Source organism: Nocardioides sp. NBC_00368 (assembly GCF_036090055.1).
Lineage (GTDB): Bacteria > Actinomycetota > Actinomycetes > Propionibacteriales > Nocardioidaceae > Nocardioides.
Window position 1 is genome coordinate 554,236 of record NZ_CP107970.1, and the last position, 16,267, is coordinate 570,502.

At 65.8% G+C, this 16,267-nt stretch carries 9 protein-coding genes; 5 read left to right on the plus strand and 4 right to left on the minus strand.

Annotated elements, in window-relative coordinates; all coding sequences use genetic code 11:
- Positions 1-7: 7 nt before the first annotated feature.
- A complete protein-coding gene (locus OG984_RS02630) occupies positions 8-3,574 on the plus strand; it encodes a colicin E3/pyocin S6 family cytotoxin (protein ID WP_328530097.1) in 3,567 nt (1,188 codons plus the stop codon).
- Positions 3,575-3,938: 364 nt separating this feature from the next.
- Here the strand turns inward: OG984_RS02630 and OG984_RS02635 are convergent, their stop codons facing one another.
- The 4 genes from OG984_RS02635 to OG984_RS02650 form a co-directional block, all read right to left on the minus strand.
- Positions 3,939-4,229 carry a recombinase family protein gene (locus OG984_RS02635; RefSeq protein ID WP_328530098.1) on the minus strand — a complete coding sequence of 97 codons (291 nt, stop codon included), beginning with the start codon at positions 4,227-4,229 and terminating at the stop codon, positions 3,939-3,941.
- Between the two features lie 1,017 nt (positions 4,230-5,246).
- Positions 5,247-6,140, minus strand: a complete 894-nt coding sequence (locus OG984_RS02640) for a hypothetical protein (RefSeq protein ID WP_328530099.1) — start codon at positions 6,138-6,140, stop codon at positions 5,247-5,249.
- A 385-nt stretch (positions 6,141-6,525) separates the two neighbouring features.
- Positions 6,526-6,729 (minus strand): hypothetical protein, encoded by a 204-nt coding sequence (locus OG984_RS02645; protein WP_328530100.1) that lies wholly within the window; start codon positions 6,727-6,729, stop codon positions 6,526-6,528.
- Between the two features lie 50 nt (positions 6,730-6,779).
- On the minus strand, positions 6,780-7,664 hold the full coding sequence (locus OG984_RS02650; RefSeq protein ID WP_328530101.1) for a replicative DNA helicase: 885 nt from the start codon (positions 7,662-7,664) through the stop codon (positions 6,780-6,782).
- 571 nt (positions 7,665-8,235) lie between these two features.
- Here OG984_RS02650 and OG984_RS02655 point away from each other — a divergent pair.
- From OG984_RS02655 to OG984_RS02670, 4 genes are read left to right on the plus strand one after another with little or no spacing between them, the layout of a single operon-like run.
- Positions 8,236-9,858, plus strand: coding sequence for a hypothetical protein (locus tag OG984_RS02655; protein WP_328530102.1), 1,623 nt, complete (start codon positions 8,236-8,238; stop codon positions 9,856-9,858).
- Positions 9,858-10,643, plus strand: coding sequence for a hypothetical protein (locus tag OG984_RS02660; RefSeq protein WP_328530103.1), 786 nt, complete (start codon positions 9,858-9,860; stop codon positions 10,641-10,643). The genes OG984_RS02655 and OG984_RS02660 overlap by 1 nt, the downstream gene beginning before the upstream one ends.
- Positions 10,640-15,019, plus strand: coding sequence for a hypothetical protein (locus OG984_RS02665; RefSeq protein ID WP_328530104.1), 4,380 nt, complete (start codon positions 10,640-10,642; stop codon positions 15,017-15,019). The genes OG984_RS02660 and OG984_RS02665 overlap by 4 nt, the downstream gene beginning before the upstream one ends.
- Positions 15,016-16,116, plus strand: coding sequence for a DUF2399 domain-containing protein (locus OG984_RS02670; protein ID WP_328530105.1), 1,101 nt, complete (start codon positions 15,016-15,018; stop codon positions 16,114-16,116). Before OG984_RS02665 ends, OG984_RS02670 begins: the two co-directional genes overlap by 4 nt.
- Positions 16,117-16,267 lie beyond the last annotated feature (151 nt).

A 16,267-nucleotide genomic window follows, 5' to 3' on the forward strand; every position in this document is an offset into this window, starting at 1 on the left:
GATTTCGATGGCCAGAAAGATGGACGATGTCGTCGAGGAGCTCCGCGAGGCGACGACGAAAGCCCTCAGCGACGTTGGACAGTCGCTGAAGAAGAACGCCGACGACGTCGCCGACGGGATCCGGAAGCACGCGGAGGCACGTCGCGACCTGGACAGCGACATGGCGAGGTCCGGCTCCAACAAGCCCGGTCGGACCGACAGCTTGCCCTCGGACAAGAGCGGTACGGACAAAGACGGAAGCCGTGACCAGCAGGGTTGTGGTGACCCGGTCGACGTGGCCACGGGCGCGGTCTTCCTTCAGCAGACCGACCTGACACTCCCGGGTGACCTTCCGCTGATCCTGAGCCGGAAGCACTCAAGCGACTGGACCTATGGGCATTGGTTCGGCCCTTCCTGGTCCTCGACGTTCGACGAGCGGATCGATGTCCACACCGATGTGGTGGGGCGGCGTTCAGCGGTCGTGGTGGCTGCTGACACCAGAGCGCATGTCTTCAAGAACCTCACGGCCGGAGAGGACGCTCGGCCGGTCGCAGGTGGGGCCCTCCGGCTGCGGGTGGACGAGGACGGTGCCCATCGCCTTCTGGACACGGCGACCGGCGAGACCCGTCACTACGGTGCGGTCGAGGGCGGGACTGCCTGGCTGTCGTCGATCACGAATGCGTCGGGCGACCGGATCCGGTTCGAGCGCGACGAGCAGGGGGCACCCACTGCGGTCACCCACAGCGCCGGATATCGCGTGGCGGTGGCCACTTCGGGCCAGCGAGTCACCGGTTTGGCCGTGACCCGCCCTGACGGCGCTGACCCCACCGAGGTGATGAGCTACCACTACGACAGCCACGCAGAGCTGGCTGGCGTCGTCAACGGCTCCGGTCAGGAGTTGCAGTTCACCTACGACCAGCACCGGATGACCCGCTGGATCGACCGCAACGGCACCACCTACGACTATGCGTACGACGATCGCGGCCGCTGCGTCAGCCAGGGTGGCTCCGACGGCGTCATGCGAAACACCTTCCACTACGGCGAACCCAACGCCAGCGGCCTGCGCGAGACCAGGGTGACCGACTCCCGTGAGCTCTCCACGACCTTCAAGATCAACCCCCGCTTCCAGGTCGTCGCCTCGATCGACCCGCTCGGTGCCGCGATCAGCTCGGAGTGGAGCGAACAGAACCAGCTCCTCGCTCGCACCGACCCGCTCGGCCGCCGCACGACGTTCGCCTACGACGCCGCCGGGAACGTCACGGACGTCACCCGCCCCGACGGCAGCCAGGTCACGATGGAGTGGGTCGACACGGTCTCCGGGCCACGTCTGGCGCGCCAGGTGCTCCCGGACGGCTCGGTGACGACGCTGGGCTACGACGAGGCCGGGCGACGCACCGCGGTCACCGACGCCACCGGTGCGACCACCGAGTTCGGCTATGACGCCGACGGTCATCTTGCCTCGGTTACCGATGCGCTCGGCCGGGTCCGCACCATCGAGACCGACCAGGCTGGTCTGCCGCGGCGGGTCGTCGAGTCCGACGGCCGCTGGGCCGAGTTCGAGCGCGACCACTTCGGCCGGGTCATCGCCAGCACCGACGCTCTGGGCGCGCGCACCGCCTACTCTTGGACCGTCGGCGGCCAGCTCGGCGCTCGGGTTCTTCCTGACGGATCGACCGAGACCTGGACGTACGACGCCGAGGGCAATCCGGTCTCCTACATCGACGCCGCCGGCCGCGTCACCCACACCCGGTTCACCCACTTCGACATGCCCGCCGAGGTCATCGCTCCCGACGGCTCGACGACGCAGTACGCCTACGATCCCGAGCTGCGTCTCACCAGTGTCACCAGCCCGCAGGGCGCTGTCTGGCGCTACGACTACGACGAAGCCGGCCGCCTCGCGACCGAGACCGACTACAACGGCCGCACCCTGACCTACGCCTACGACACCGCCGGCCAGATGGTCGAGCAGACCAACGGTGCTGGTCAGCGCCTGGTCTATGACTACGACACCCTCGGCAACGTCGTCTCCGAGCAGGCCGGCGACCAGACGACGACGATGGCCTACGACCCGCTCGGACGCCTCCTGCGCGCGACCTCTCCCGGCGTCGATCTGGTCATCGAGCGCGACCCGCTCGGTCGCGTGCTCGCCGAGTCGGTCAACGGTCGTGGCGTGGCCAAGGAGTACGACGCACTCGGCCGCCCGACACGGCGCACCACACCCGCGGGGGTCGAGACCGAATGGTCCTACGGTCTCGGCATCGCTCCGGAGCGGATAACCGTCGCCGGGCAGGAGATCGCCTTCGAACACGACCTGTCCGGCCGCGAGACCCGGCGCACCACCGGCGACCTCGTCCTGGAACAGACCTGGGACCTCCTCGGCCAACCCCTGACCCAGCGCCTCCAGCACAACGCCGAACCTGGGTCGGGATCCGTGCCGGGAGATGTGCTCCAAGAGCGCACCTACGCCTACGAATCCGCCGGTCGCCTCATCGGTGTCGAGGACCGCCTCACCGGCGCCCGTCGCTTCGAACTCGATATCGCCGACCGCATCACCTCGGTCAACCTCGATGGCTCCACCTCGGAGGCCTACGACTACGACCCCCTCGGCAACATCACCCGCTCCGTGACAGCCGGCGGAGACGCCGAGCGCCGTGTCTACGACGGCACCCTGCTCACCCGCTCCGGCCGCAGCCGCTACGCCTACGACACTCAAGGCCGCCTGGTTCGCCACACCCGCACCCGTCTCTCCGAGAAGCCGGACACCTGGCTCTACGAGTGGGACGCCAACGACCGCCTCACCGCGGTCCGCACCCCCGACGGCACCCGCTGGACCTACCTCTACGACGCCCTCGGCCGCCGCGTCGCCAAGCGCCGCCACGCGGACGATGGCACCGTCGTCGAAGAGGTTCTGTTTGCCTGGGACGGCGCCGTCCTCATCGAGCAGACCGGCGGGAGTGGCGACACGCTCTCCTGGGCACACCAGGGCTACCAGCCCCTCGCCCAAGTCGAGCTCACCCAAGACGAGGTCGACGCACGCTTCTACTCCATTGTCACTGACCTCGCCGGCGCTCCGTCCGAACTCGTCACCGCTGACGGTGATCTTGCCTGGAACGCTCGCCGCACCATCTGGGGCGTGTCAACGGAGGCGTCTGCGACCCCGCTCCGCTTCGCCGGCCAGTACGCCGACCAGGAGACCGGCCTTTACTATAACCACCACCGATACTACGACCCTGAAAGCGGTCGCTACCTGTCTCAGGACCCGCTCGGCCTCGAACCGGCGCCCAACCCCAACATCTACGTCCATAACCCAACGACCTGGGTGGACCCTGCTGGGCTAGCGGGCAAGGACTACGTTCCGGCACCTAGCACGCTGCCGGGCTTCCCCGGCGCTCAGCGAGCCAAGCCGATGACTCCGGTTCAAGGCGGCGGCGGTTTGCGCAAGCGATGGACTTGGGATGGCAACATTCTTGAGTGGGACTCCCAGCATGGTGAAGTCGAGATGTACAACAAGCGTGGCAAGCACATGGGAGCGTACGATCCGGAGACGGGAACGCAGTTGAAGGGTCCTGAGCCAGGGCGGAAGTGCGTGCGATGACGTGGCGGTTGGAGCGGTATCACCGACTCGGCCCACAGGGGCTGGTGGACGAAGTCGATCTCGGTGAAGAACTAGACGAAGAGGACCTTCGGAAGGCTATCGGCACCACCGGACCTGTGCGTTACGCCGAATGGCCGGTGACAGGGGCACTGGTGGACCTCGTCCGCTTGCATCTTGATGATCCGGCGTACTTGTCGCGTCTTCGGCGACTGCGTTACCAGTACTTCCTCGGGTACCGGTCCGACTAGAACCGTTGAACACACGGATCTTCACCCACGCACCGGTTTGCCTGAATTCGGATTGACTCGTCTCGGCGGATGGCCATCGAAGGACGCGAGCTTCATAGCCCTCGACACGTATGCACTCAAGACTCACGCTCGGTACTGAAAGTGTGGCGGCTTGTTGGCGTTGCGGAGGAGGCGGTCCATCGAAGAGCAGACCACGATGTCGACATTGCCGGCCTGGCGTCGGCGATGAGGCGGTCCATCGACGACATGGCAGGGTCGCAGATGTCCTCGTAGGTGTCGATGGTGGTCAGACCGTGGCTGGTCGCGACGTCGTTGCAGATCTCTTTCTGACGGGCGATGTCGGAGACTCGCGCGTAGCCGTCGACATTGGTGCGGATGTAGCGGATGGCGCGGGGCTGGTCGTTCACTGGGCTCTCCTGTTGGTTGGGGTCGGGGTTTGCGAGATGACCGAGCGTGGGAGCGAGGTCCTTGAGGTGTCCACGTGAGGAGCGCAGCGGGTTCCGCTCGTCGTCCTCGTCCGGCGGCTCCTGCTGCTCCTTGAGCCCGGGGCCGATCTTGCGCAACTTGGATGACGCCCTCGTTGGCACCGACGTAGGCGCCTCCAGGATCTCGGCGTACTCCTCGGTCTCGGCACGGTTGATCGCCAGCCAGATCTCGGCCTCCAGCTCGAGACCCGGACGTTGGAGTCGCGCAGCTTCGGGTCAATCTGCATGGGTCGATCCGCCCCCCTCCTGGGGTGGCCATGTGCAGTGAGCGCGGCTTCATTTTGCCATGTCGGTGAAGCGGCAGTAGAGGGCTTGGAGCGCGACGACGAGTCCCGCTCGGGGCCTTGGCGGTGCTTCGCCATGATTTCGCCATGGTGAGGTCGGCTTCGCCCGGGCATGAGGTAGGTGCTCACCTGCCGCGGTAGCGCAGAACGTCTCGCTGCGTCTTCCAGGGGGCGGGCCCGTCAAGCCAATTCGGATCAACCTTGATCGGCACTAGGTCCTGGCGTTTGAGCCAAGCCATCCGGACGCCAGCGTTCGGTCCGTCATCCCAATACGCGACCAAGAACCGGTTGCCGGTGCCAGCAATCGGCCATGTGACGACGAGACCCAGGTGCGGCCGGAGCCTCCCTGGCTGCCGCACGAACACCAAACGCTGTTGGTCGGGTCGGTACGGCGGCCATCTGTCATTCCTCGGGGGACTCGCCATGACACGAGTGTAGAACAGGTGTTCGAGAACGACGCCGTACGGGGACCGTGAACTGTGACCGTGAGCGGTCTTGTCTCGGGACATGGGTGACAGTTCCGTATCAGGATTTCGGTGACGGTTTGATGTCAGGACTTCGGTGACGATTCAGGGGCGCTGGGTCGGGGCCGCGGGATCCGCCGTCGCCGACATACTTCACTTCGGGTGCGGAGTGAGCAGGTGGGGCCGACGGGTCATGCCCATCGCAACAGGAGCTCCTGCATCCTGTGACGCTCATCGTCGAGCGAGGCCGTACGGTCGGCGAGCGTGCTGAGTGCGTCTTGCAGTGGCCACTGGAAGAAGTGGCCGTACCGAGCGGAGTAGAGCCCGATTGAGTCGATGGCGTGAGCGTTGTCGTAGTCGAACAGAGCGTAGGCGACGAGCTGGTAGATGACGTCGCGATCGAGGGCGATGTAGCGTGCGCCAGCGCTGTTCTTCTTCCCGACGGTGCACTTGATGTCGATGAGTGTGCCGCCGGCGATGAGATCGGCGTCGGCCGGGCACTGCTTGGAACCAACGAAAGTCGGGCCGAGCTTGAGCGGCTTCTTGTCGAGGATGTGCCGCAGCAGGCTTTCTTCGGCGACCTCACTGATCTCCGTCAGTTCGTCGATCACATCTTGGGTGGCGAGGTCGAGGAGCGCGGCTGCCGTGAGCCGGTTCTCCTCGACCAGTTGGGCCAGGGGCGAACCAGGCATGAGGCCGACCCGGAGCACCTCGGTGCACAAAGCGAGAGCCCAGCAAGCTCGCATCAACTCGGGCGTCCGGGGCGAGAACGTTTGTGCCGCCTTGGCCACGGTCACCACCTCACCCACCAGGTCCTGGAAGCCGTCGAACATGAACCCGATCACGGCGATGTCCGCCTTATATCCGGGGTCAAGAGCGAACCTGACGGCGAAGTCGAACGCGGCCCCGAGCGTGCCGGGATGCGCTGATCCGCGCTCGACGAGTATGCCGCCAGCGCTGGCCTTGTACTCGTTTTGGAGCGGACGAAGATTCGGGAAGCGTGCGTCGAGGTGCTGCCGCAGCGGCGATGCCTTGTCGGACACCTCCGCGGTGAGTGTCCTCCATCTGAACTGGTTCTCGGTCATGGGTAGAGCTCTACCAGCGACCTCCGACACCTTTGTGTTGCTGCAGGCCAGGCCTCGGCTTCTACGGTGTCAGGATCACAAGCCGCACCCGTCCGAGACCCAAGCGAAGGTGTCCATCATCTCCGAGGTCGGCGAGATCACGATGCTCCCGATGACCTCGTCCGACAGGGGATGGCGTGCCTCGCCGTCGCGTGTCATCCGCAGTGACGCGAACAGCCCCGCCCAGCGTCAGAACCCAAGGCTAGAAGACAACGAACTTGTGGCCCCGTCTCCGCGCGTTGCCGACAGAGCCTCAACGAAGGGCCGGTTCCGAAGAACCTGCCGGTGCGGGAGGTCGTCCAGTGAGATGGCCGAGGGCGGGAGCGAGGTGCTTGAGGCGTCCACGTCAGGAGCGCAGCGGCTCCTGCTCCTCCTCGAGCCCGAGTCCGATCTTGCGTAACTCGGACGAGGCCCTTGCTGTCACGCGCGTGAGTGCTTCCAGGATCTCGGCGTATTCCTCGGTCCCGGCACGGTCGATCGCCAGCCAGATCTCGGCCTCCAGCTTGGAGACCCGGACGTTGGAGTCGCGCAGGTTCGGGTCGATACTCATGGGTCGATCTTCCCCCTTTCGTGGTGTGGCCGTGAGTGAGTGAGCGCGGTTCACTTCGACATGTCGACGAAGCGGCAGTAGTGTCCTTGGAACGCGACGACGAGTTGCCGCTCGGCGCCGTGACGGTGCTTCGCCACGATGAGGTCGGCTTCGCCCGGGCGTATCGACTCGGGCTCGTACTGGTCTTCGCGGTGGATGAGGATGACCTCGTCGGCGACGTCTTCGATGCCGCCGGCATCGCGAAGGTCGTGCAGCATGGGCCGGGCGAGGATCGGGCCCTGTCTGGTCATCGGGGTGCGGTTCAGCTTGCTGACGACGACGAGCGCGACGTTGTGCTGGCGGGCGAGGCGCTTGAGCGCGTGGACGTCCTCGCGGACCTCCTGGTAGCGGTTCTCGCGGGTTCGGGTCTGTACAAGCGTTTGGAGTTCGTCGACGACGACGAGCTTGAGGTCGTGCTCCGAGGCATTCTCGATCGCGGTGCCGATCTTCTCGACGTTGAGATAGGGGTCGTCGGCGATGAGGATCGGGCTGTTCGAGATACTGCCCATCGTCTCCGCGAGGCTGTTCCAGCTCGAGTCGGACATGAGGCCGTTGCGGATGTGGTTGTGCGGGACTTTCGACTCGGCGGAGAGCAGACGGAGGCTGACCTCCTCGGCGGTGGTGTCGGGCCGGAAGTAGAGGGTCGCGAGGTTGTTGTGGACGGCCGCGCTGCGCACGAAGTCGAGGGCGAGTGTGGATGCGCCCGCGCCTGGCCGTCCACCGATCACGGTGAGGTGCCCGGGCCAGAGTCCGTTGAGCAGCTCGTCGAGGTCGGCGAAACCAGTGGGGACACCGTAGAGGCCGGCCTCACGGTTGGAGATCACCTCAACCATGTCGAGGGACTTGTCCAAGACGTCGGCGAGCGGGCGCGCGAGCGGGGACGGGTTGCCGGGCATTCGGGTCCTTCTCGGTGGTTGGGTGTTGTGCTGGGGTTGGTAGACCATCGTGGCCTAGATCGCGGCTCGATGGAGATGCAGTCGCCGCGTCAGGTGGTCGTGTGGGAGGGGATCGTTGAAACCTCCGTGTAGGAGCCGAGGAAGGCCCTGGCGAACATCACTGACTCGGAGACCACTCACCGGGAGCGTCGATTGTAAAGCCGCCCATTTGAACGATGCCGGGCGAAATATGGGCTCGCCTCTACGGCGAAGCGGTCCTCATGGTTCATGGGGTGAGGTCGGTTCGTGTTGATCTCGCCCAACCGGGGCCATCTCGCCGGGCGCAGCGACTGCTGATCGAAGTCAGGCCAGAGAGCCAGATTGAAGTCTCTGGTCTTGCCGATTCCGGGACGTGATCCGCCCGTGAATCTGCGCAGATAGATCTTGACGATCAACGGCGACAGCCCCGACGCGGACCACGAGCCGTCCATAGCGCGTGGCCTGACTTACCCCCAAGTCGCAATCCGCAAAAACTGTCGGTGCCTCGGACTACCGTGCGGAGCCAGGATTGTATTAGAGAAGGAGGCGAGACTTGGACGGCGATGGCCTGTTTGCGGCGCCCGAGCGCACCGACGACACCAGTTCGCGGAATGGCACCCTCCGCGCCGCTACGGGCAGCACGGTGCTCGATCCTACCTTCGCCGGTCGAGTGGCGGTGCTGATGCGGTCACGCCCGATTGCTGACGCGTGGGGAGCCTTGGGACATCAGGACATTCCAGACGGCATGTATGACATCGCGACCCTCACCCTCGCCGCGATCGACTTGGTGATCTCTCAGCAGGGCTTCGAGGAGGAGGCCACCTACGAGGAGGTCGTCGCATTCCTCACTGGGCTCGCGGCGACGGTGGCCCCAGACCGGCCCGGCGAGGAACACATCAAGGTGGCCCGGTTTACCGTCAACTACCTCCTGAACCGGCAGGGGAATGGCACCCGGTTCAACTACCTCGTCTCCGACTACACCGCCGAGGGACACCAGTGGCTCAACGTGGGGTTCTGGCTGCTGAAGGAACACGAGGACCCGCTTCGCGGCGTCGCGGTTCTGACCGCGACCAAGGACGCGATCAACGCGTTGGTCGGCGGACTGGAGTTCGACGTCGAGGACGAGCAGATCGCCAACGAAGCGATGCTTGAGAAGCAGCTCGCGCGTGGCGCCTTCGACGCCGCTGAGAAGTCCGCGCTCAAGCACCAGGGACTCTCAGTGGCTTATGCCGACGAGATCGCGCAGATCCTCAAGGACACCCGCCGGGATTTGCGGGCCGTGATGGACGAGTGGGTCGAGGAGATGCCGGCTCGTTTGGAACGGGCCCGCACCCATATCGCCGACCGGCTCGAGAGCGAATCACGGCTCCTGCTGAAGGCCCGCGAGTCTCTGGAGTCTGACGACCCGAACGTCACCGCTGCCGCCGCCCGCATTGCTGCGCGCCTCGACGAGGGACGCCGCCGGCACGAGTTGCTGCATAACCGAGTGATCAACGCTCGCAGTGTCTTCCTCGATGAGCAGGAGCGCCAGTCGTTTCGACCTCCCGCGTCCACCCATCTGGTCGACGTGGCCTCCGAGGTGCTCAACCCGGTGTTGCAGCTGACACTGGAACCGGCACAGGGCATCACCGCCGCCTGGCTCGTCGCCGTCTCGGGGCCGGTGCCGCCTCGGCTCCCGCGTCTATATCGCCTCATCAACGATCTGTGGACCCTGAAGGGGCACGTCGGCGAGGAAGAAGAGATCCCGGGCGCGGAGGAAGTCGGCGAACCCGACGCGCCGCTGGTTGCGCCGCACATTCGGGAGGCGGTCGTCCGGATCGCACACAGTGTTGGGCTGCCCGCCCGACTGTCGGCGCTGTTGGCTGCCTGCCTCACCGACCAGCACCTTGCAGCCGAGGACCGGCACCAGGCGGCGGATCTGATGATGCTCGCCGTGTTGTGGTTCTACTCACCCGAGACTGAGGAGGACGACGAGCCTCGGATGAGCGTGGAACTGGCCGCCACGCTGTTCGGGCAGCGCGCGGTCGCCGACACCGATAGCACCCCCGTGCGGCTACCCGGCTGGGCCGGGGACGACCTCGTCATCGCGGAGTACGTCGACCAACTCGAATCTGGTGACGACCTGCCAGAACCTGTCATTGACCTTGACAACGAACACGTGCGGAGGACCGCCTGATGCTGACGGCACAGGACTACACCGACCTGGGGATCCTGCTCTCGTTCGCGCTGCAGCCCACGAAACGGCCCTCGAGCGACGACTACAAGCGCACCCTGGCCCGCTACCGCAGCGAGGTTGAGTTCCGAGACGCCATGAATGGAGTCCTCGACGGTCTGAGCGCCAAGGCACTCGCAGACAGCGACTTCGGCCTGTTCCTCGGGGTAGAACGGGAGTCCCCGTTCGCGTTCCGGATGTCAGACATGCCCAACAGCCAGAAGTCTGAGCAACGGCTGCTGTGGGGTCTGGTCCTTCTCGGCACTGCCGCCTACGCCTACCCCAGCGTCGCGGATCTGGAAGAGGAGCGGGTTCGGCACGTCAACGAGGCGGACTTCGAGGCGTGGCTGCGATCCCGGTGCGAGCAGATGCGATCACGTGAAGGGGCCGGCGAGATCGTGCCGGAAGAAGGCATGGCGCAGGCATGGCGGATCTACGCCGACATGCCCACAGTGTTCAAGGCCGACCGAGGCAGAGTTACCAACCGGCTGTCGCCGAAATCGACCATGTACTGGGTGCACCAAGCCCTGTCGTGGCTCGCCGACCAAGGCATGGCTCGCCCCGACCGGACCGCAGGCACCGGCACCTGGGCGCTGACCGAACGGTTTCGAGTCATGGTCACAGAGATGGCTTCTGAACGTGCCTACACCTACCTGCGAGACCTGGATCGCACCCCCATATCCCCGCCCACCAGGGAACCACTCGACACCGCCTTCATCGAGGCCACATCTGAGGAGGAGCTCGCATGACCTACCAACTAGCATCGCTGCGCCTGCGGTCCATCGGTGAGCGCTCCGCTCGCTTCAACGACCTGACTCTCAACACTCTCGGCCCCGACCAGACCCCGCTCGACCATGTGGTGTGGCTGCGAAACGGCGGCGGCAAGTCCAGTCTGCTGTCCCTGTTTTACGCGCTGTTGCTGCCACGCAAGTACGACTTCATGGGTCGATCGGTGCAGCGCGACCTGACCGACTACATCGACGGACCTGACACCGCCCACACCGTCGCCGCCTGGTACCCCGCCGAGGAGCCCTCGACCCTCGACGGTCGCCCCGACCGGGTTCTGATCACCGGCGTCGTCTACGAGTGGGAAGACCTCCGTCGCCCGGTCAACGCGGCACGGGACAGCGACCGCCTCGGCAAGACCTACTACGCCTTCTACACCATTCCCGGCCTGTTCGACCTGGACACGCTCCCGGTCACGGACGAGACCGGGCGACCGGTGCGCCGCAACGACTATGTGCAACACCTGCGCGACCTGACCGCGGCCAATCCGAAGGCGGAGCTGATCACCACCCGACTTCAGAACGAGTGGGCTGCCGCGCTGTCGGCACGCGGGCTCGACCCGGCCCTGTTCTTGGCACAAAAGAAGATGAACCACGTCGAGGGCGGCGTGGAGGACATGTTCCGGTTCACCTCTGCCAAGGAGTTCATCGACTTCCTCCTCGACCTGACCGTCACCAACGACGCGGTGACCACCATCGCCGACAACATCACCGCTATCAGCGACAAGGTCGCCAAGAAACCGAAAACAGTCACCGAACGAGACTTTCTCGCCGAAACCGCCACTACGCTCGACCGCCTCGCGCTTGCACACACCGGCATCCAGTCCGCACAAGCCGCCATAGATGCAGCGTCGCAAGACGCCGTCAACCTGGCTGCGCAGTTCGCCGCCACCATCGCTGAGGCCGAAGCCCACATCGCAACGGCGAAAGATGTGCGGAGCGTCGTAGAGGATCGCCGTCGAAGCGCCAACACCGACCGTGACCGCGCCAACGACCTCGCCTACCTATATTCCTACCGTGCCGCTGAGCTGCGGGTCGGCGAGGCCGAAGACGCGCTCGCCGCCGCCAAGACTCGCGCTCAGCGCGCCCACCATGACGAGAAGGTGTGGGCAGCAGTGGCGCCGCTGGCTGACTACGCCGACACGCGTGCTCGCAGGGATGAGGCCGCTCGTGCCGCCGAGGTCGAAGAGGCGGAACTCGCGCCGCTGCGTGAGGCCCATGACCGTCGCGCTGCCCAACTCAAGATGCGACTCACCAGCCTCGCTGAATCGGCTCACCAGGAGGCACGCGCCGCCGAGGAGGCGGCTGCCGACGCGGAGGCACTCCACCAAGCCCGCAAGGAAGAGGCCGAGCTCTCTGCGGAGGCGGCGAGGAATGCAGCCGCCGAAGCCGCAAGACTCGACGGGCTCCTCGACGCGCTGGGGGAGGACCTTCGCCACGCTGTAGGAAATGGACTGCTGCCCACGCTGGACACCGACCCGACCGAGCAGCAGGGCAACCTCGCTGACCAGCGCGCAGACAAACAGGCCCAGCTCGACGCAGTGCAGAAACGCCGAGCTGAGCACCCCCGTACGCAGCGCGACCTGTCACAGCGAATCACGGACCAGGTTCAGGAGCGCTCTGCGGTGTCACACACCCTGTCCGCCACGCGGGACCAACACCAACGGCTCGCGGACCGCGCCACCGCCCTAGCCCGCGACCAGCGCGCGCAGGACCTGCTGGAATCCAGCGACGACACCCCGGTGAACCTGTGGGCCGACAGCGACCTCTTGACCCGACGGCTCACCGACGAGATCCATGCCGCCGAGGCCGCGATCATTCGTGAACATGTCGCTCGTACCGACCTCGACCGGACGGTCACCGCCGTCGAGCAGACTTCGCTGTTGCCCTCCACACTGGACGCTGACCGCATCAAGGCGGCCTTGTGGGAGGCTGGCGTCTCCGCCGAGACCGGCTGGGAACACCTGCGCACTCTGGCCTCCAACGAACGACTCCACGAAGCCTTGACCCATCCGTCCATCGCTCGACTCGGCGCAGGTGTCGTCGTGCCCACCGACCAAGCCCAGGCCGCGACAACCGCGCTGACCGTGGCCGGGGAGTCGACCACCTCACTCGTCGGCGTCTACACGACCGCTGACTTCGAGACCGCTCTCACCGACCCGCCCCTCACCACACCGGACCCGGCTTGGGCGCGGCTGCCGTTGGGTTTGGTCGATCCCTCCGCTGCCGAGGAGACTGCCGCCGCAACCGGTCACCGTGTCCGGGAGCATGATGGCGCGATTGCCCGCTACACCGAAGCCAGCGGTCGCGACCGTGCTCTGCTGGATCAGATCACGGGGCTCCTGGCCGATTGCCCCGCCGGGCACCTCGACGCACTGGTTGCTCAGATCGACAGCATGGAAGACGCCCAGGCCACGTTGGCAAACGACATCAGCCGCACACAGGCAGACCTTGACTCCCTCGCCGAGACCATCGTCGCTGACCAAACCACCGCCGAGACCCTCTCTGCCGCCATCGCCAAGATCGACCAGGACCTTGCGGCGCTGGAAGAGTTGGCCCGCAAGGTGGCGCACCGCGCCGAGTGGAAGCGCGATAAGGACGACGCGGACCGTCGCCGACAAGAGTCCGCCGACCTCGCCACCCGCTTCACCAGCGAAGGCGAGGAAGCATTCGCGAAGGCGTACCGTCTCACCAGCGAGGCCAAGCAGCACGACCAGGCCGCTACCCGGCACCGCAACGCTGAAACCAAGATTCATTACCTCGGGTCTGCGCCCAACGATATTCCCGTTAGTGAGGCCGACCTCGGCACGCTGGAGCAGATCGTCGCAGATGCCCGTCAGGCGTACGCGCTGCCTGCCTCCCAGTCGGTGTACGCCGAACGAGTTCGCGTCCTGTCCGAGGAGCTCGCGAGGCGTGGGCAACAACTCCCGACCGACCCCGCCATTCGTGGCGAGGCGGAGACGCTGCTACTGACGACGCAGGGTCAGAGCGCAGACAACCGGACAGCCGGGGCCACGGCTGCCGCCGGCGAGCGCAAAGAGGCGGACCAGCAGGTCGGTGAGACCCGGTCGAAGGTCACAGATGCCAAGAAGGCGTTCGATACAGTCTGCGCGACCCGTGCCGAGATGCCCCGACGACCCTTGCCGGTCGAGCCTGAAGACACAGCGGACGCCGAGACGCTCGCAGCCGAACAACAGGCCATCACCTCGCGCCTGCGTGAAGACCTCAACAACATCGACGCCGAACTCGCTCGGATCGACGCCCGAGTCACGGAACTGACGCGCGTTGTGCAGATGTTCGGGCTCCTCGGCGGCGACCTTCCTGAGCACGACGGAACGGTTTCCGCCCCGTTCCCTCCCGACCCCGGTCCCGCCGACACCCGCAAGAGGGAGGTGATCACCGCGCTCCGCGCGGCCGAGGCCCACCAGCAGAGCCAACGCGAGACGCTCACGGGCGTCCTCAAGGACCTATCCAAGATCGTCGGCAGGTACCCGACGGTCACCGCCAAGGCCAGGGAGCGGTTGATGTACGACGACAACACGCTGCCCGAACACGCCGCGACCCTCGCCTCTGAGTTCCGGATCCGCATCGATCAACTCGAGGGCCAGTTGGCCGAGATCGCCGGGGACCAGGCCATCGTGTCCGGACAGCTCGCCACCATCGTCCGTGAACACCTCGACATGATCCGTCGCGCCGAGCGCCACTCCTTGCTCCCCGAATCCCTGGGCGTCTTGGGCAAGAAGAAGCTCCTCACCATCACCTTCGACAAACCCACCGACACCGACCTCCACGCCTACGTGAGCCGAGTCGTCGAGAAGCAGATCATTCAAGGGGTCAAACCGGAAGGGATCGACCTGCTCAAGGCAGCCATCCATGAGGCCGTCGGGCATCGGGGATTCAAGGTCAGGGTCCTCAAACCGGCCGACGACATCGCCACCACCACCGAGGACATCTCGGGGCTTGCGAAGTGGTCGGGCGGCGAAAAGCTCACGGTCTGTGTCGCCCTCTACTGCACCATCGCGAAGCTCCGTGCGGTGAACACCGGACGGAAGGAGAAGTCCGGCGGCATGCTCGTTCTCGACAATCCAATCGGTCGCGCCTCCCACGGACCGCTGATTCAATTACAACGGAAGGTCGCGGCCGCCCAAGGAGTCCAGTTGGTGTACGCGACCGGCGTCAAGGACTTCGACGCGGTCTCGCTCTTCCCGGGCGTGACTCGGCTGGACAACCGCGCAGGTCGCACCAACAGTCGCCGCTATATCATCGAAGCACCCACCGACGGCATCCATGGCTCGCGAGTAGCGCACCGGGACCGGCTTAGGGGGCGCGACTCCGCGTGACCAGCCGCCCGCCCGCAGACCATGCGCGTGCCGCTACGCCGCTGCTGCGAACGCTGCTCGACTACATTGCCCGGTACCCCAAACAGCGAGTCTTGCTCGTAGATCTGCAAGCGCACGCTTACCAGGAACACCCCACGCTACTTGGCGACCCCACCACCCGCACCCAGCTCGCGAACGCGTTCACCTCTGCCGCACAGACGGGAGCGATCACGCTCCCTGTCGGGGCGAAGAGCTGGGAATCACACACCTTGCCACCATTGCCGCGTTGGGTCGCTAAACCCACCACCCCCAAACCCTCCAGCTCGGCAAAGCCTGCCCGTGTGTGGCCCGAACGTCTCCGAGCCGCCTCCTTGCTTGCTTCCCGCGACGACGAGAAGGAGGCGCTGGCCAAGATCGCCGACTGGCTCCGAGACCACCCCGACCCACAGTTGGTGCCGATCGAGGAACGGTCGCTTGAAATCTTCGGATATGAGAAGGCACTCACCGCTCTCGTTGACAAGCGGCTGTTCACCACTGGTGCGCTCACGCTCGACCTGCTTGCCTGCCACCCCACGCCGGTGCCTCTCCCAACCGTGCACATCCCCGGGAACGGCCCCACCCGATTGCTGGTCTGCGAGAACCACGCCGCCTACTACTCCGCGACGACCGCCACACGTCGGTTGGCAGACGAGATGCGGCCAGACATCCATGTCGCGTTCGGTGGGGGAGGCCAGTTCACCGTCAGCCACGCCGAAATCGTCTTCCTCGACCCCGCCCCGGCGCGAATCCGCTATTGCGGCGACCTGGACTGGGCGGGCCTGAACATCGCCCGTCACGCCGCAACCCGCTATGCCGCCGCCATCCAGCCCGGCGACCCGGCGCTCGAGCCCGCAACCGCACACTTTGAGTGGATGCTGGCCCACGGCGCCGAGCAACCCGACCCCAGCAATCGCGACAACGCAGACACCTCCACTCTGCTCCAGTGGATGCACGGCTGGCTTCCCTCCCGCCTGCACGGACCCGTGACCGATCTGCTTGTCCGGCGCGTCCGCATCAGTCAGGAGACCATCGGGCTTGACACGCTTACGGCCCAGCCGCACCTCATCTCTGAACTTTGAGTGTCGCAGAGTTCGCGGTGTGTGCGATCCAGGTACCCACCCGCCTGTGATCGAGGTCTGGGGTGGGCTGGCAGCTTCAGAACAGCGCCGGATGCGGAGCATCGCCATCCTGGCCGGTAGGGACCTGCACAGGCCGGGCGCCGTACCCGAC

Coding starts and splice junctions, on each gene's coding strand:
- OG984_RS02630 (WP_328530097.1), top strand. CDS start 8: ATGGCCAGAAAGATGGACGATGTCGTCGAGGAGCTCCGCGAGGCGACG.
- OG984_RS02640 (WP_328530099.1), bottom strand. CDS start 6,140: ATGACCGAGAACCAGTTCAGATGGAGGACACTCACCGCGGAGGTGTCC.
- OG984_RS02645 (WP_328530100.1), bottom strand. CDS start 6,729: ATGAGTATCGACCCGAACCTGCGCGACTCCAACGTCCGGGTCTCCAAG.
- OG984_RS02650 (WP_328530101.1), bottom strand. CDS start 7,664: ATGCCCGGCAACCCGTCCCCGCTCGCGCGCCCGCTCGCCGACGTCTTG.
- OG984_RS02660 (WP_328530103.1), top strand. CDS start 9,858: ATGCTGACGGCACAGGACTACACCGACCTGGGGATCCTGCTCTCGTTC.
- OG984_RS02665 (WP_328530104.1), top strand. CDS start 10,640: ATGACCTACCAACTAGCATCGCTGCGCCTGCGGTCCATCGGTGAGCGC.